We start from the raw sequence: 16,260 nt of genomic DNA, 5'->3' as shown, positions 1-16,260 counted from the left end.
TGTTCGCTTTTCTCTGCTACAACGGAATATTCCCATGTTTCTTTTTTGGACGTTCTTCCTGTTTATGGCGAAGCATATCGAGCGCTTGAATAAGCTTGATTCTCGTATCGCGTGGATCGATGACGTCATCGACCATACCGTACTTTGCGGCGACATAAGGGTTGGCGAATTTGTCGCGATATTCCTCAATTTTTTGCGCTCGCGTTTCTTCTGGGTTCGGACTATTTTCGATGTCGCTTGCGAAAATAATGTTCGCTGCCCCTTGTGGTCCCATAACGGCAATTTCTGCATTTGGCCATGCGTATACGACATCTGCTCCGATCGATTTACTATTTAATGCAACGTATGCTCCACCATACGCTTTCCGTAAAATGACCGTTATTTTCGGCACCGTCGCTTCCGAATACGCATATAAAATTTTCGCCCCATGACGAATGATGCCCCCGTGTTCTTGTTTGACTCCTGGGAAAAAGCCCGTCACATCTTCAAATGTAATAATTGGGATATTAAACGAGTCGCAAAAGCGAATAAAGCGCGCCGCTTTATCCGATGAGTCAATATCAAGCCCCCCGGCCATAAACTTCGGCTGGTTGCATACAAGTCCGACAACTTCCCCTTTTATGCGGGCAAAACCGATGACAATATTTTTCGCAAAATCTTTTTGTACTTCCATGAACGAGCCTTCGTCAACGACTTGCCACACGACGTTTCGCACATCGTATGGACGCACCGCATCAATAGGAATGGCATCCGCTAAATCGGGACGGTAATCGCTTTCCTTTTGTGCAGGTGCAACAGGCGGCTTTTCTTGACAATTTTGTGGAAGATAGCTTAATAGCCGCCGCACTTGGGCAAGTACGTCTTCTTCTGTCGCTCCTGAAAAATGAGCATTTCCGCTAATCGTATTATGAACGCGCGCGCCACCTAAATCTTCGGCACTAATTTTTTCTCCTGTCACCGTTTCAATTACTTTCGGTCCCGTAATAAACATTTGGCTCGTTTTTTCAACCATAAAAACAAAATCGGTAATGGCTGGTGAATAGACAGCCCCTCCTGCACACGGACCCATAATGACGGAAATTTGTGGAACGACGCCTGAATAAATCGAGTTTCGGTAAAAAATATGGCCGTATCCATCAAGCGACAACACGCCTTCTTGAATGCGCGCGCCACCAGAATCGTTTAATCCGATGATTGGAGCCCCTGTTTTCGCTGCTAAATCCATAATATTCGCAATTTTTTTCGCATGCATCTCCCCAAGCGCTCCACCGAATACAGTAAAGTCTTGCGAAAAGACAAATACTGTTCGCCCATCGATTTTACCGTATCCTGTGACAACTCCGTCACCCGGACCTTTTTTCCCCGCTAATCCAAAATCGGTGCAACGATGTTCAATAAACGGATTTAACTCAACGAACGTCCCTTCATCTAATAAAAGATCGATGCGCTCTCTTGCCGTTAATTTTCCCTTTTCATGTTGTTTTGCAATTTTATCGTCGCCACCGCCTAACTCAATTTCCCGGCGACGGTCATATAGCTCGTTGATTTTATCGTACATGTCCATTATTGCCCACCGACCTTTTCACAAAGCTCATATAACACGCCGCGGGCTGACTTCGGATGCATAAAAGCGATGTGTGCACCGCCTGCACCGCGTTTCGGTTGCTCGTGAATCATGCGAATGCCGTTATTTTTTAACTCTTCGATGCGCTGTTCGATATGATCAACCCCAAGCGCGACATGATGAATGCCTTCTCCTCGCTTTTCAATAAAAGAAGCAATCGGGCTATGTTCAGAGAGCGGCTCAAGCAGTTCAAGCTTGACATCGCCAACTTTTAAAAATGCTACCCGAACTTGTTCTGATTCGACCGTTTCAATGCCAATGCACGATAAGCCGAGCGTATCCGTATAAAACGGAAGCGCCTCGTCTAACGATTTGACTGCAATGCCAATATGATCGACTTTTTTTACTTCCATGACCCCCACCCCTTTGTTGTTCTCGGTTGCAAACCATCTGTGTATTTCGACATCTTTTTTCTTTTTTCCTTCTTTTTTTGCATTTTTCCTGCTTGTTTGCCGCACAGCATGTTTGTACAATAGGAAGCAAGAGGTGAAGAACATGCATTCAAAAAAAGTGCAAAAAATTGTTGTTTATTTAATGCTTGGCTCGATGCTTTTAACCTCTTTGCTCGCTGGATTAAGCATGTGGATATAGAACAAGCTGACCATATTCGGTCAGCTTGTTCTTTGTTTTATTTCAGCGCCCCATACTTTTTACCGAGCTGTTGGAACGATTCATTTGTTTTTACAATCGCTACTTTCGTTCCTAGTGGCACGTTCGGGTATAACGCCTCGACATCGCGATTGTGCATGCGCACACATCCTTCTGTTATATAACGTCCAATCGATGACGGTCGATTCGTTCCATGAATCCCATACGTTCGCCCATCTGTCCCGCGCGCATCAAATCCGATCCATCTTGTACCGAGCGGATTGTTCGGGGCGCCGCCTGGAATATTTTTCTTTCGATAGTACGGATTGACCGCCTTTACCATAACGGTAAATAATCCTTCTGGCGTGAGCGCATTCTTTTTTCCTGTAGCAACACGATATATACGTTCAATTTTTCCATGGCGAATAAAAGCAAGTTGATTCGTTTGTTTGTTAACAATAATCATCGGATCACCAACGCGCGGATTGTCTCCAAGCGGCCAAAGCGGTGAAAGAAAAAGAAAGAAAGCAAAAAGAAGCGGCATCATCTCACCCTTTTTCAATTATTGTGCGTAAAAAAAGGGAGATCATACCGTTACAATTGACTTTTGATGATTAAATATTGTTCCATCTCTTTCACAAAATGCAAAAGAGCCGCACGTTGTTCAAACTCCTCGCGCGTTTTTGGTAACGGCATTTGTTGAAACTGTTTTTTCATCTCCTCAAGTTGCCGAATAAAACGATCCGCTGTATTTCCCGGGTGAATCGCATCGCTTAGTTCATCGATAAAATCAGCAATCATATTGCGTTGCTCGACCGTATATGTCATTGAACTAATAAGCGGCAACATCCGCTCAATAATTTCAAATTGCCGTTCGCGCATACGAAAATATCGGTAATAATAATCTTCATTGCGCAAAAAATGATTTTCAATATTTTGCAACGCAAGCGCCTTTGCTTGCTTTAACGTATCGCTCGCTAACGCAATTTCTTTTCCGTCCCATAAACTTTCATTCGTCCGTAAATAATGAACAATTTCTTTAAAAATGATGCGAAATAAGTCTTCTACGATGCGTTGATATTCTTTTAAATCTTTTTCCACGCTCGGCATGTACATATTGACGAGCAAAGCGATGCCGATGCCGATGATCATTAACATCACTTCATTATATACGAGATGCCACGTCATCGCTTTCGCCATATATACGTGCAAAATGATGACCGCACTTGTCGCAATTCCTTCGGTCACTTTCAACGAAACGGTTGTCGGAATAAAAAATAATAGCAATAAACCGATCGAAATCGGATGATAACGAAGCCCTTCAAAAAAGAAAAACGAAAACAACAAACCAACTAAACCAGCAACAAACCGAGCACGCGCTGTTTGCAATGATTTTTTTTTCGTCACTTGAACGCAAAGTAATGTAATAATGCCAGCAGAAGCGAAATTTTCAAGATGCAACGATTGGGCAATCGCAATAGCGCTCGCCGTTCCGATCGCTGTTTTCGTCGTTCGATAACCAATTTTCAGCATAGCTATCACACTCCGCCCCTATTATAACACATTCCAATATAAAAGGTGCCCATCACGGACACCTTTTACATTTGTTCATATAAACGAATTAATTGCTCGGCAGCCATCGTGACAGGCTGTTTTCCTGCCATCACCTCTTGTTCAATAGCCGGTAACTGTTGTTGTACAACTGGATGATGAAAAAAGCGGTTGTGTAAGTAATCTTTAATCATTGCATGCAGCCAATCTTTCATCTGTTCTCTTCTTCTTTCCTCAAACACACCCGATTGTTTTGTCGTTTGCACAAACCGTTCGATCACTTCCCAAATTTGTTCAATTCCTTCTCCGTAAAGAGAAGAACATGTATAGGCTTTCGTTTCCCAGCCTTTCGTTGCGTGGCGCAAGTAGTGTAAAATTTGATTATATTCTTCTTTCGCTACTTCTGCTTTCTTTTTATTGTCGCCATCTGCTTTATTAATGACGATCGCATCGACGAGTTCCATCATTCCTTTTTTCATTCCTTGCAATTCATCACCAGCGCCCGTTAAAGCGAGCAATAAGAAAAAATCAACCATACCGCGCACCGCCACTTCGCTTTGACCAACACCGACCGTTTCCACAAGAATTACATCATATCCAGCTGCTTCACAAAGCAACATCGTCTCGCGTGTTTTGCGATGCACACCACCGAGCGTCCCACCTGATGGGGAGGGACGAATAAACGCACGCGGATGGCGCGCTAAATGTTCCATGCGCGTTTTATCTCCAAGAATGCTTCCTCCTGTAATTGAACTGCTCGGATCGACAGCTAATACGGCAACACGATGTCCTTTCTCACATAAAAATTGTCCGAACGCTTCAATAAACGTACTTTTTCCTGCTCCCGGCACACCGGTGATGCCAATGCGAATGGAGCGCCCGACATATGGAAGGAGTTCATGCAAAATGCGCTGAGCTTTTTCGGTATGTTTTGCTGCATTGCTTTCAATAAGCGTGATCGCTTGCGCTAAAATGGTGCGATCATGATTCAATACACCTGCAACATATTCCTCAACGGAACGTTCTTTTCGTTTTACCGATCGGTTTTCTTTCGCTAAATGGGCACGATCGTTTCCTTTCACATACGACGTTGCAAACATCTTTCCGTCATCAGCCCATTCAGGCCGAGATGTCCGTTCTTCGCTCATTCACTCACTTCCTCGTAACCGAGTCGTCGATAAATTTCATGCAATACTTTTTGTGCTGCTACCGGAATGATTGTACCTGGCCCAAAAATTGCAGCTGCACCATGTTCATATAAAAATTCGTAATCTTGCGGTGGAATGACTCCACCAACGACAACGATAATATCTTCACGCCCTAATTTCCGCAACTCTTCAACAAGTTGTGGCAACAACGTTTTATGCCCCGCAGCAAGCGAGCTCATGCCGACGACATGGACGTCGTTTTCAACCGCTTGCCGAGCTGTTTCTTCTGGTGTTTGAAAGAGAGGACCGATATCGACATCAAACCCTAAATCAGCAAATGCTGTTGCAATTACTTTTGCTCCGCGGTCATGTCCATCTTGTCCCATTTTTGCGATTAAGATGCGTGGTCGTCTTCCTTCTAGCTCGTAAAATTCATCCGTCATTTTTTTGACGCGGGCAATTTCTTCTTCGTTTGTAAACTCGGAACTATATACGCCGCTCACGGAACGAATGACGGCTTTATGCCTGCCTGCTACTTTTTCAATCGCATCAGATATTTCCCCTAACGTCGCCCGAGCGCGCGCTGCCTCTACCGCCAATTCAAGCAAGTTTCCTTCACCTGTTTCTGCTGCTTTCGTAATCGCACGTAGCGTTTGTTGAACGCGTTCTTCATCACGAGAAGCGCGCAACTGTTTTAATTTTTCAATTTGCCGCTCTCTAACGGCCGTATTATCGACTTCTAAAATATCGATCGGTTGTTCTTTTTCTGGACGATATTTATTCACGCCGATAATCGTCTCCGCACCGGAGTCAATTTTTGCTTGCCTTCTTGCCGCAGCTTCTTCGATGCGCATTTTTGGCAAACCTGTTTCAATCGCTTTCGCCATTCCGCCGAGATTTTCGATTTCCTCAATGTGAGCCCATGCACGCTTCATTAATTCGTTCGTTAACGTTTCCACATAATACGAACCTGCCCATGGGTCAATGACTTGGCAAATGCCTGTTTCTTCTTGTAAATAAAGCTGCGTATTGCGTGCGATGCGAGCGGAAAAGTCCGTCGGTAATGCAATTGCCTCATCAAGCGCATTTGTATGAAGCGACTGCGTATGTCCCATCGCTGCGGCATGCGCCTCTAAACATGTGCGCACGACGTTATTAAACGGATCTTGTTCAGTTAAGCTCCATCCCGATGTTTGCGAATGCGTACGAAGGGCGAGCGATTTTTGGTTTTTCGGGTTAAATGTTTTCATCATTTTCGCCCAAATGATTCGCGCTGCCCGCATTTTTGCTACTTCCATAAAATAGTTCATCCCAATCGCCCAGAAAAACGATAGGCGCGGAGCAAATGAATCAATGTCAATGCCTGCTTTTAGTCCTGTGCGCACATACTCTAATCCATCCGCAAGCGTATACGCGAGTTCAATATCTGCAGGTGCTCCTGCTTCTTGCATATGGTAACCTGAAATGCTTATGCTGTTGAATTTCGGCATATGTTTGGACGTATACGCAAAAATGTCTGCGATAATACGCATGGACATTTCTGGTGGATAAATGTACGTATTCCGCACCATATATTCCTTTAAAATGTCATTTTGAATCGTTCCAGATAGCTGTTCTTGTTTTACTCCTTGTTCTTCAGCCGTCACAATGTAAAACGCCATAATTGGCAATACGGCACCGTTCATCGTCATCGATACGGACATTTGGTCAAGCGGGATGCCGTCAAATAACGTTTTCATATCTAACACAGAATCAATGGCGACCCCTGCCTTGCCGACATCCCCAATAACGCGCGGATGGTCGGAGTCGTATCCTCGATGTGTTGCAAGATCAAAAGCGACAGACAGCCCTTTTTGACCCATCGCTAAGTTGCGACGATAAAATGCATTACTTTCTTCCGCTGTCGAAAAGCCAGCGTATTGACGAATCGTCCATGGGCGATTGACGTACATCGATGGATATGGTCCACGAACGTATGGCGGAATGCCCGGCATATAGTCAAGAAAATCGAGGTCTGCTATATCTTCTTTCGTATATAGCGGTTTGATCGCAATATGTTCGTTTGTTTGGAATACGAGCTCATCGAATGTTGCTCTTACTTTTTGTTCGATCGCTTTTTTCCACGTTTGTTCATCAACTGGCTTTCCATATTGTAACGATCGATTGGCAAAATTAATTTTCCCCATCCACGTTCACCCCCATATCTTTCATAAATGCGAAAATCGTATCGTAGCAGTTCGAACCGATATGAATGAATCCATTGACGCCCGCTTCTATAAACGTTGCTTCAATATGTGATGGTTGCTTTCCTGCGACATATATGCGAACATCGATTTTTTCCGTTTTTACTTGACGCACAATATGCGGAACGGCATCTACATAATCATCATCTGTCCCGCAAATGATATAATGCGTTCCGTTTGCTTCAAGTATGCCGTTGACGGCTTCCTCTATCGTCATATAACCGTCATTTTTTACGACTGTAAATCCTCCCGCTTCAAAAAAGCCTGTCATAAAATCAGCGCGCGCTTTATGTTTTGGAATGGAACCGAGATTTACAAGATGCACAGTTGGACGCTGACCGCTTGTTTCTGCATGGCGTTCCGATGCTTTGCGAAGCTGTTCAAACGGCTCAGATAAACGCCATTGTCGAATCGGTGACACAATCACGGCTGAACTTTCCTTTCCATGTATAACATGTTGAGCGATCGCTCGACGTTTAACAAGCGAAAGCGCCTCTTCCATTGTTTTTATATCGATATACATATGATTGCTTCCGTAAGCAGTGTACGTATGTTTCGGTGCTGACGGCTCAGCGATGTTTGCATATACGTTCGTTCCGACGATCTTTTCTTTTCTTTCTTTCACATGTTGTTCGCGTTGTTTTGCTACGTTTTCAATTTCCTTTTGCACAAATCCACATTGAAGCGCTTTTGTCATCCCGCCTTGCGCTTCGATTTGTTGAAATAATTTCCAAGCTTCTTCTGCTATTTGTGCTGTCAACGTTTCTACATAATACGATCCGCCAGCTGGGTCAATCACTTTTCCGATATGGGCTTCTTCTAACAAAATAAGTTGTGTGTTTCTAGCGATGCGCTCTGCAAATTCATCTTCTGTTGCAAACGGTTCGTTAAATGGTGAAACATGAAGGCTGTTTGCTCCACCGACGATCGCAGCAAACGCTTCTGTCGTTGCGCGAAGCATGTTGACGTACGGATCGTATACCGTTTTCGTAAAATACGACGTACGCGCATGAATGGATAGTTTTTGCGCTTGTTCGCTTCCTCCGAACGCTTGCACAATGTTTGACCAAATGAGCCGCGCAGCACGTAGCTTCGCAATTTCTATAAAGAAATGTGAGCCAACTGGGAAAGAAAAATCGATACGGTTGGCTACGTCATCAATCGTTAATCCACGCTCGAGACATTCGTTTATATACTCTACGGCTGAGGCAAAAGTAAATGCAAGCTGTTGAATCGCATGCCCTCCCCCATTATGATACGGATCGGCATGAACGAGAATTGTTTTCACATGCGGCATATGTGTTTTCGCCCATTTCGTCACATCTGCCATGACATCGTATAAAGTAGAAAGCGGCATAGGAAGCTTTCCTGTGATCGTCAGTAAATGAAGTGGATCCATTCCGATCGTCCCGCGCATGCGACTAAGCGGCTGTCCACTTTCCTCAATATATGCGACAAAAAGCGGAAGAAACGGAAATGCACATGCCCCTGTATCGATGCGAAGCGAGTAATTTTCTAAAGAAATGTTTGAAAACATCGTTTTTATTTGTTCTATCGTTTGAATAACAAATTTTAGCTTCGGCAATACGACATGAATTTCTGTCTGTCCACGTTCAAGTTGATGTTTCATGAGCTCATTCCATCGTTCAGGTGTCGAAGCCTCGCACTGTTGACTGACTTCCCACGCTTTTTTTATATATCCTTCTACTTCTGTTCCGCGCACATATGAAGGAAAACCCGGATATTGTTCAATAGGCAACCCCTGTAAATCAGCGCGTGTATAAATCGGTTTTAATTGAATTTGCTCATATGTTGTGGCATATAATCGTTTAAACGGTTTTCCTTTTAGCGATTTTTCCACTTCTTGTTTCCATTCGTCGTAGCTTGGAATCGGAAACGATATTTGTTTCATTGTGGCACCCCATCCCCCTTTGTTGTTAAAACGCTTTCTTTTCTTATTTTTGAAAATATTCGTTACATTTTTTATTGTAGTACATCGTCGAAAGGAAGAAAAGAGAAATCGTTGATATAAGAAGAAGAGGATAACTATTCGTTACCCTCCTCATCATCATTAGTAAATTGGTGTGTTTTCTTTTGTGACATGCTCTAAAATTTCTTTGACACGCGCTAAAAAGCGACCGCAAATTAAACCATCGAGCACGCGATGATCTAGCGATAAGCAAAGGTTAACCATATCGCGAACCGCAATCATACCGTCTTTGACAACCGGGCGTTTCACGATCGATTCAACTTGTAAAATCGCTGCTTGCGGGTAGTTAATGATTCCCATCGATTGCACCGAACCGAACGAACCTGTGTTATTGACTGTAAATGTGCCCCCTTGCATATCTTCCGGACGGAGTTTACCTGCGCGCACTTTTGCGGCTAATTCAGCAATTTCACGCGCAATTCCTTTAATTGATTTTTCATCAGCATGTTTAATGACTGGAACGAATAAGGCGTCATCTGTTGCTACGGCAATTGAAATGTTAATATCTTTCTTTTGAACAATTTTATCTCCTGCCCACATCGAGTTCATTTGTGGGAATTCTTTTAATGCTTGAGCCACCGCTTTTACAAAAAACGCAAAATACGTTAAGTTAAAGCCTTCGCGCTTTTTAAATTCGTCTTTAATCGAATCGCGATAAGCAACTAAGTTTGTTACATCGACTTCAACCATCGTCCATGCGTGTGGTGCTTCATGTTTGCTACGAAGCATGTTTGTCGCAATCGCTTTTCGAACTGGTGTCACTGGAATTTCAATATCGCCTGGTTGAAACGGTACGTTAGGCGCAACGGCTTGTTTCGGTGCTGCCGCAACTGAAGCTTCCGCTTTTGGCGCTTCTTGTACCGACTGCACAGGCGCTTGAACCGGAGCGGTTGGCGTTTGACTTGGCGTTGGAATGTTGCCGGATTCGATCAATTTCAACAAGTCTTTGCGCGTAATGCGTCCGCCCATGCCTGTTCCTTGTACTTGTTCAAGGTCGATGTTGTGCTCTTGGGCAAGGCGAAGAACGGCTGGCGAATAGCGGCCTCTTTCTCCCGCCGGTTTTTTCGGCATTGCTGCTTGTGCTGGCGCTGCCGGAGCTTCCGCTTTCGGTGCTTCTTCTTGTTTCGTTTCCGCCGTTTCTATGCCTTCTCCTTCGACTTCAATCGTACAAATGACGGCGCCAACTGGCAACGTTTCCCCTTCTTTTGCGATAATTTCTTTAATGACACCAGCAAATGAAGATGGAATTTCTGCATTCACTTTATCTGTCATCACTTCGGCAAGCGGATCATATTTGTTGACACGCGTGCCAACAGATACGAGCCATTGACTAATCGTCCCTTCCGTTACACTTTCCCCAAGCTGTGGCATCGTAATTTTCTCAATCGCCATCGTGACTCCTCCTTAAAACTGCGCCAATTCGCGCATCGCCTTTTCGACTTTATCTGGGTTGACCATAAAGAATTTTTCCATCGTTGGCGCATATGGCATAGCTGGAACGTCTGGACCAGCTAGTCGCATAATTGGTGCGTCTAAATCGAATAAGCAATGTTCTGCAATAATCGCCGCTACTTCGCTCATGACGCTTCCTTCTTTATTGTCCTCTGTCACAAGCAATACTTTTCCTGTTTTGCTTGCCGCTTCAATAATCGCTTCTTTATCGAGCGGATAGACGGTACGCAAATCTAAAATGTGAGCGGAAATGCCTTCTTGCGCCAATTTTTCAGCAGCTTGCAAAGCAAAATGAACACATAAGCCGTACGTAATAACTGTAATGTCTTCTCCTTCACGTTTGACATCTGCTTTACCGATCGGAAGCACATAGTCGTCTGTTGGGACTTCCCCTTTAATGAGACGATATGCGCGTTTATGCTCAAAGAACAACACTGGATCTTCATCACGAATCGCCGCTTTTAATAATCCTTTCACATCGTACGGTGTAGACGGCATGACGATTTTTAATCCCGGTTGATTCGCAAAAATTGCTTCAACAGATTGAGAATGATATAACGCTCCGTGAACGCCGCCGCCATATGGAGCACGAATAACAATCGGACAATTCCAATCGTTATTCGAACGATAACGAATGCGCGCCGCTTCAGAAATAATTTGGTTGACAGCAGGCATAATAAAATCCGCAAATTGAATTTCAGCAATTGGGCGTAATCCGTACATCGCTGCACCGATCCCGACACCAACAATCGCAGATTCCGCTAACGGCGTATCAATGACTCGCTCTTCCCCAAATTGATCATAAAGCCCTTGCGTCGCTTTAAATACGCCCCCTTTTTTTCCAACATCTTCTCCAAGTACGAATACGCGCGGGTCACGTTCCATTTCTTCGCGAATGGCCATCGTAACGGCATCGATATATGAAATGACAGGCATGTTTATTCCTCCTCTGCGTACACGTATTTCAACGCATGTTCTGGTTGTGCGTATGGTGCTTTTTCGGCGTAGTCTGTCGCTTCGTTTACTTGTTTCATCACGCGATCAACAATTTCTTTTTCCAGCTCATCCGTTAATACGCCTACTTCTTTTAAGTAGTTCGCAAATAAATAAATTGGATCTTTTGATTTTGCTTCTGCAATTTCTTCTGGCGTACGATATGCACGATCGTCATCGTCTGATGAATGCGCTGTTAAACGATAAGCAACCGTTTCAATTAATGTTGGTCCTTCACCACGGCGCGCACGATCTGCTGCTTCTTTTACGACGCGATATACTTCAAGCGGATCTGTACCGTCTACTGTATATCCTGGCATGCCATAGCCGATCGCACGGTCTGACACTTTTTCGCATGCTAATTGTTTTTCAATTGGAACAGAGATGGCATATTTATTGTTTTCGCACATAAAGATGACCGGCAGCTTATGAACGCCTGCAAAGTTTGCTCCTTCGTGGAAGTCACCTTGGTTCGAAGACCCTTCTCCAAATGTAACGAACGATACGAAATCTTTTTTCTCCATTTTTGCTGCTAACGCAATGCCAACCGCATGCGGCACTTGTGTTGTAACAGGGGAAGAACCGGTGACGATTCGGTTTTTCTTTTTCCCGAAATGCCCTGGCATTTGGCGACCGCCAGAGTTTGGATCTTCCGCTTTCGCAAATGCTGAAAGCATCAATTCTGTCGGTGTCATACCGAACGTTAATACAACACCCATGTCACGATAATAAGGCAAGACGTAATCTTTCGTGCGATCTAAAGCGAATGCCGCTCCTACTTGCGCCGCTTCTTGTCCTTGGCAAGAGATAACGAACGGAATTTTACCTGCGCGGTTTAACAACCACATCCGCTCGTCAATTTTACGCGCTAACACCATCGTTTCATACATTTGTAAAACGGTTTCATCGCTTAAACCGAGTTGTTTATGACGATTTTCCGCCATCATTCATTCCTCCTTTAAAAATGAATCGCTTTTCCGTCAACAGCAAGCGCCGCTTCCATCATCGCTTCTGACAGCGTCGGATGCGGATGAATCGTGTGGGCAATTTCCCAAGGTGTTGCATTGAGCACACGCGCTAATCCAGCTTCAGAAATCATATCCGTTACATGTGGGCCAACCATATGCACACCGAGTACATCATCTGTTTTTGCATCGGCGACGATTTTTACAAACCCTTCAGCTTCCCCGTACACAAGCGCTTTGCCGATCGCTTTAAACGGAAATTTGCCGACTTTCACGTCATATCCTTTTGTTTTCGCTTCTTCTTCTGTTAAACCAACGCTTGCCGCTTCAGGACGACTGTAAATACATTTTGGCACCATCGTATAATCGAGTGGATAAACAGTATTTCCAGCAAGATGTTCAATCGCGATGATTCCTTCATGTGAAGCGACATGGGCAAGTTGCAAACCGCCGATCACATCGCCAATCGCATAAATATGTTTTTCTTTCGTTTGATAATACTCGTTTGTTTGAATAAAGCCTTTTTCAATAACAATATCAGTATTTTCCAATCCGATTCCTTCAACGTTCGCTTGACGTCCGACGGAAACGAGCATTTTTTCAGCTGTAAACGTTTCGTTTTGTCCATTGATCTCTGCTTCAATGCGTACACCGTTCTCAACAACGAGCGTGTCAGGCAATACTTTTGCCTTTGTAACGATGCGTACACCACGTTGTTTTAATATTTTTTCTATTTCTTTTGATACGTCGCGATCTTCCGTTGGTAAAATGCGATCAGCATATTCAACGACCGTGACATCTACGCCAAAATCGTTTAACATTGACGCCCATTCAATTCCAATGACTCCGCCACCGACGATGATAATGGAAGCTGGCAACGTTTCCATGCGCAACGCTTCATCGGACGTCATAACGAATTGTCCATCAATGGTTAACCCCGGTAACGTGCGCGGACGAGATCCTGTTGCAATCACGACATATTTTGGTACGAGCATTTCATTTTCCGTTCCATCATTCATTTCAACGGAAATCGTTCCAGGCATCGGTGAAAAAATGGAAGGTCCTAAAATGCGTCCTGTTCCTTCATATACATCGATTTTTCCTTTTTTCATTAACATGTGGATCCCTTTATGCAGTTGATCAATGATCGCTTGTTTGCGCGCTTGTACTTGAGCAAAATCTAAACGCACTTCCCTAGCAAACACGCCAAACGTTTCGCTTTGTTTCGTTTGAGCATACACTTCTGCGCTGCGCAATAACGCTTTGCTCGGGATACATCCTGCATGCAAACACGTTCCCCCAAGCTTTCCTTTTTCAACAACCGCTGTTTTTAAACCGAGTTGGGCCGCACGAATGGCGGCAACATATCCGCCCGTTCCACCGCCAAGTATCACGACATCGTACTCTTTAGCCATCGTTTCATCCCCTTAAACTGTTGTTTTGACCGCTTGTGGATATTGTTTCGCTTCTTCTTCTCCACGCAACACGCGAAGTGCCCCTTCAGCAAGTGCCTGCAATTCATTTTCCCCTGGTTGCACGATGACATCGGCAATCCATTGTACCCGATCAGCAATTTCTTTCACAAACTGTTTTCCGTATGCTAAACCACCCGTTAAAATGATGGCATCCACTTTCCCGGCTAACACCGCGCTTGCAGCTCCAATTTCTTTCGCTACTTGGTATGCCATCGCGCTATAAACGAGTTTCGCTTTTTCATCACCATTTTCAATCATTTTTTCAACTTTCACCGCATCATTCGTCCCTAAATATCCAACAAGACCTCCTCCTCCAACGAGCATGCGCATCACTTCTTCGCGATAATACTCACCAGAGAAACAAAGGGAGACGAGATCGCCAGCTGGAACAGTCCCAGCACGTTCCGGGCTAAACGGACCTTCCCCGTCTAATCCGTTATTGACATCAATGACGCGCCCACATTTATGCGCGCCAACGGTAATTCCACCGCCCATATGTGCGACGATGAAATTGACTTCTTCATACGCTTTTCCCATCTGTTTGGCGACGCGACGAGCAACCGCTTTTTGATTTAATGCATGGAAAATGCTGCGACGCTCGATTAACGAAAAACCGGAAATGCGAGCGATCGGATCAAGTTCGTCTACAACGACTGGGTCGACAATAAATGCTGGGATATTTAATGCAGAAGCAATTTCGTGAGCTAAAATGCCTCCGAGATTTGACGCGTGCTGACCAGAGTATCCACGTCTTAAATCTTGTAACATTACCTCATTGACAGCATACGTGCCGCCTTCGATCGGGCGAAGTAAGCCTCCGCGTCCGCATACCGCATCGAGCTTTGAAATATTTATCCCTTCATGATCAAGCGTTTCTAAAATCGTTTGTTTACGAAATTCATATTGGTCAATGATTTTTTTATACACTCGTAACGCCTCTGTATCATGACGAATCGTTTTTTCAAAAATGGAGCGTTCATTATGAAAAACGCCAATTTTTGTTGACGTCGATCCCGGATTAATGACTAAGATGCGAAATGAATGTTCTTGCAATGTTTGCCCCTCCATTTTTTATCATCGACAAAGCGAGAACGAACGTCCTCGCTTTGTTATGTTTAACGTGTGCGGCGACGGCTTAAAATGTGTTGACCGTTTTGTAAAAATTGGCTGCGTGATTGACGCATTTTTGCAATGCGCTCTTCAGCTAAACGGTCTGCTGCTTGGTATGTCGGAATGCCGTCACGCTTCGCAATTTCGATGACTTTTTCAATATTGTTATAAATTTGTTCAACTTTTTTCATCGCGCGTTCGCGGTTATATCCGTATAGCTCATCCGCTACGTTAATGACACCGCCCGCGTTAATCACATAGTCTGGCGCATAAACGATACCCATTTCATGAATGATGTCGCCATGTCTTGCTTCGCGCAATTGGTTGTTCGCAGCGCCTGCAATGACTTTCGCTTTTAGTTGAGGAATCGTTTGATCGTTAATCACACCGCCAAGGGCACATGGAGCGAAAATGTCGCAGTCTACGCTGTAAATATCGTTCGGGTCAACGGCTTGTGCGCCAAACTCTTCAACAACGCGTTGCACCGCTTCTTTATTAATGTCTGTAACGATAAGCTTCGCTCCTTCTTCATGAAGATGACGGCATAAATTGTAAGCGACATTACCGACTCCTTGTACCGCGATCACTTTTCCTTCAAGTGAATCGCTACCGAAAGCCTCTTTCGCTGCTGCTTTCATGCCACGATAAACGCCGTACGCAGTAACCGGAGAAGGATTTCCAGACGAACCGAATGCTGGTGAAATACCTGTTACATAGTCTGTTTCTTCGTAAATAATATCCATATCAGCGACGGTTGTACCAACGTCCTCCGCTGTAATGTAGCGACCGTTTAATCCTTGAATAAAGCGACCGAACGCACGGAACATCGCTTCGTTTTTATCTTTCCGCGGATCCCCAATGATGACCGCTTTTCCACCGCCAAGATTTAACCCAGCTGCTGCGTTTTTATACGTCATCCCACGCGCTAAACGGAGCGCATCTTCAATCGCTGCATCTTCTGATTCATACATCCACATGCGCGTGCCGCCTAATGCTGGTCCAAGTGTTGTATCATGAATAGCGATAATCGCTTTCAATCCTGATTCTTTATCTTGACAAAATACTAATTGCTCATAGTCGTATTGCTCCATATATTTAAAAATCTCCATCTTTCGTTCCCC

General features: G+C 44.4%; 14 protein-coding genes. 1 reads left to right on the top strand and 13 read right to left on the bottom strand.

Features of this window, described 5'->3' with window-relative positions:
• Nucleotides 1-16: 16 nt before the first annotated feature.
• Together HNR63_RS10470 and mce are read right to left on the bottom strand one after the other, a co-directional pair.
• On the bottom strand, nt 17-1,567 hold the full coding sequence (locus tag HNR63_RS10470) for an acyl-CoA carboxylase subunit beta (protein ID WP_181520676.1): 1,551 nt from the start codon (nt 1,565-1,567) through the stop codon (nt 17-19).
• Nucleotides 1,564-1,977, bottom strand: coding sequence for a methylmalonyl-CoA epimerase (mce, locus tag HNR63_RS10465; protein ID WP_035063622.1), 414 nt, complete (start codon nt 1,975-1,977; stop codon nt 1,564-1,566). The genes HNR63_RS10470 and mce overlap by 4 nt, the downstream gene beginning before the upstream one ends.
• Nucleotides 1,978-2,119: 142 nt before the next feature.
• Between mce and prli42 the strand changes: the two genes are divergently transcribed.
• Nucleotides 2,120-2,215, top strand: a complete 96-nt coding sequence (gene prli42, locus HNR63_RS10460) for a stressosome-associated protein Prli42 (protein ID WP_009373849.1) — start codon at nt 2,120-2,122, stop codon at nt 2,213-2,215.
• A 37-nt stretch (nt 2,216-2,252) separates the two neighbouring features.
• Here the strand turns inward: prli42 and HNR63_RS10455 are convergent, their stop codons facing one another.
• From HNR63_RS10455 to bcd, 11 genes are all read right to left on the bottom strand, one after another.
• Nucleotides 2,253-2,756 carry a L,D-transpeptidase gene (locus HNR63_RS10455; protein WP_181520675.1) on the bottom strand — a complete coding sequence of 168 codons (504 nt, stop codon included), beginning with the start codon at nt 2,754-2,756 and terminating at the stop codon, nt 2,253-2,255.
• 50 nt (nt 2,757-2,806) lie between these two features.
• Entirely contained in the window at nt 2,807-3,745 is a 939-nt protein-coding gene (locus tag HNR63_RS10450; RefSeq protein WP_075038963.1) for an aromatic acid exporter family protein, read from the bottom strand.
• 65 nt (nt 3,746-3,810) lie between these two features.
• A complete protein-coding gene (meaB, locus tag HNR63_RS10445) occupies nt 3,811-4,911 on the bottom strand; it encodes a methylmalonyl Co-A mutase-associated GTPase MeaB (RefSeq protein ID WP_181520652.1) in 1,101 nt (366 codons plus the stop codon).
• Nucleotides 4,908-7,097 (bottom strand): methylmalonyl-CoA mutase, encoded by a 2,190-nt coding sequence (gene scpA, locus HNR63_RS10440; RefSeq protein WP_042534332.1) that lies wholly within the window; start codon nt 7,095-7,097, stop codon nt 4,908-4,910. Before scpA ends, meaB begins: the two co-directional genes overlap by 4 nt.
• Nucleotides 7,084-9,066 carry a methylmalonyl-CoA mutase family protein gene (locus HNR63_RS10435; RefSeq protein ID WP_181520651.1) on the bottom strand — a complete coding sequence of 661 codons (1,983 nt, stop codon included), beginning with the start codon at nt 9,064-9,066 and terminating at the stop codon, nt 7,084-7,086. The genes scpA and HNR63_RS10435 overlap by 14 nt, the downstream gene beginning before the upstream one ends.
• Before the next feature lie 159 nt (nt 9,067-9,225).
• Nucleotides 9,226-10,536: a dihydrolipoamide acetyltransferase family protein gene (locus tag HNR63_RS10430; protein ID WP_181520650.1), complete on the bottom strand. Its 1,311-nt coding sequence runs from the start codon at nt 10,534-10,536 to the stop codon at nt 9,226-9,228.
• 12 nt (nt 10,537-10,548) lie between these two features.
• Nucleotides 10,549-11,532, bottom strand: coding sequence for an alpha-ketoacid dehydrogenase subunit beta (locus HNR63_RS10425; RefSeq protein ID WP_003394199.1), 984 nt, complete (start codon nt 11,530-11,532; stop codon nt 10,549-10,551).
• 2 nt (nt 11,533-11,534) lie between these two features.
• Nucleotides 11,535-12,533 carry a thiamine pyrophosphate-dependent dehydrogenase E1 component subunit alpha gene (locus HNR63_RS10420; protein ID WP_009373856.1) on the bottom strand — a complete coding sequence of 333 codons (999 nt, stop codon included), beginning with the start codon at nt 12,531-12,533 and terminating at the stop codon, nt 11,535-11,537.
• A gap of 14 nt (nt 12,534-12,547) precedes the next feature.
• Nucleotides 12,548-13,969, bottom strand: coding sequence for a dihydrolipoyl dehydrogenase (lpdA, locus tag HNR63_RS10415; RefSeq protein ID WP_181520649.1), 1,422 nt, complete (start codon nt 13,967-13,969; stop codon nt 12,548-12,550).
• Nucleotides 13,970-13,981: 12 nt separating this feature from the next.
• Nucleotides 13,982-15,082 carry a butyrate kinase gene (buk, locus tag HNR63_RS10410; protein ID WP_181520648.1) on the bottom strand — a complete coding sequence of 367 codons (1,101 nt, stop codon included), beginning with the start codon at nt 15,080-15,082 and terminating at the stop codon, nt 13,982-13,984.
• A 62-nt stretch (nt 15,083-15,144) separates the two neighbouring features.
• Nucleotides 15,145-16,248 (bottom strand): branched-chain amino acid dehydrogenase, encoded by a 1,104-nt coding sequence (gene bcd / locus HNR63_RS10405; RefSeq protein WP_009373861.1) that lies wholly within the window; start codon nt 16,246-16,248, stop codon nt 15,145-15,147.
• Nucleotides 16,249-16,260: the final 12 nt, after the last annotated feature.

This window comes from Anoxybacillus ayderensis (genome assembly GCF_013761015.1).
Lineage (GTDB): Bacteria > Bacillota > Bacilli > Bacillales > Anoxybacillaceae > Anoxybacillus > Anoxybacillus ayderensis.
The sequence above is the reverse complement of the archived record's forward strand: the minus strand, read 5'-3'. Positions and strand labels throughout refer to the sequence as shown.

Excerpts from the sequence above, each read along its gene's own strand:
- mce (WP_035063622.1), bottom strand. The coding sequence starts at position 1,977 with ATGGAAGTAAAAAAAGTCGATCATATTGGCATTGCAGTCAAATCGTTA.
- prli42 (WP_009373849.1), top strand. The coding sequence starts at position 2,120 with ATGCATTCAAAAAAAGTGCAAAAAATTGTTGTTTATTTAATGCTTGGC.
- HNR63_RS10455 (WP_181520675.1), bottom strand. The coding sequence starts at position 2,756 with ATGCCGCTTCTTTTTGCTTTCTTTCTTTTTCTTTCACCGCTTTGGCCG.
- HNR63_RS10450 (WP_075038963.1), bottom strand. The coding sequence starts at position 3,745 with ATGCTGAAAATTGGTTATCGAACGACGAAAACAGCGATCGGAACGGCG.
- meaB (WP_181520652.1), bottom strand. The coding sequence starts at position 4,911 with ATGAGCGAAGAACGGACATCTCGGCCTGAATGGGCTGATGACGGAAAG.
- scpA (WP_042534332.1), bottom strand. The coding sequence starts at position 7,097 with ATGGGGAAAATTAATTTTGCCAATCGATCGTTACAATATGGAAAGCCA.
- HNR63_RS10435 (WP_181520651.1), bottom strand. The coding sequence starts at position 9,066 with ATGAAACAAATATCGTTTCCGATTCCAAGCTACGACGAATGGAAACAA.
- HNR63_RS10430 (WP_181520650.1), bottom strand. The coding sequence starts at position 10,536 with ATGGCGATTGAGAAAATTACGATGCCACAGCTTGGGGAAAGTGTAACG.
- HNR63_RS10425 (WP_003394199.1), bottom strand. The coding sequence starts at position 11,532 with ATGCCTGTCATTTCATATATCGATGCCGTTACGATGGCCATTCGCGAA.
- HNR63_RS10420 (WP_009373856.1), bottom strand. The coding sequence starts at position 12,533 with ATGGCGGAAAATCGTCATAAACAACTCGGTTTAAGCGATGAAACCGTT.
- lpdA (WP_181520649.1), bottom strand. The coding sequence starts at position 13,969 with ATGGCTAAAGAGTACGATGTCGTGATACTTGGCGGTGGAACGGGCGGA.
- bcd (WP_009373861.1), bottom strand. The coding sequence starts at position 16,248 with ATGGAGATTTTTAAATATATGGAGCAATACGACTATGAGCAATTAGTA.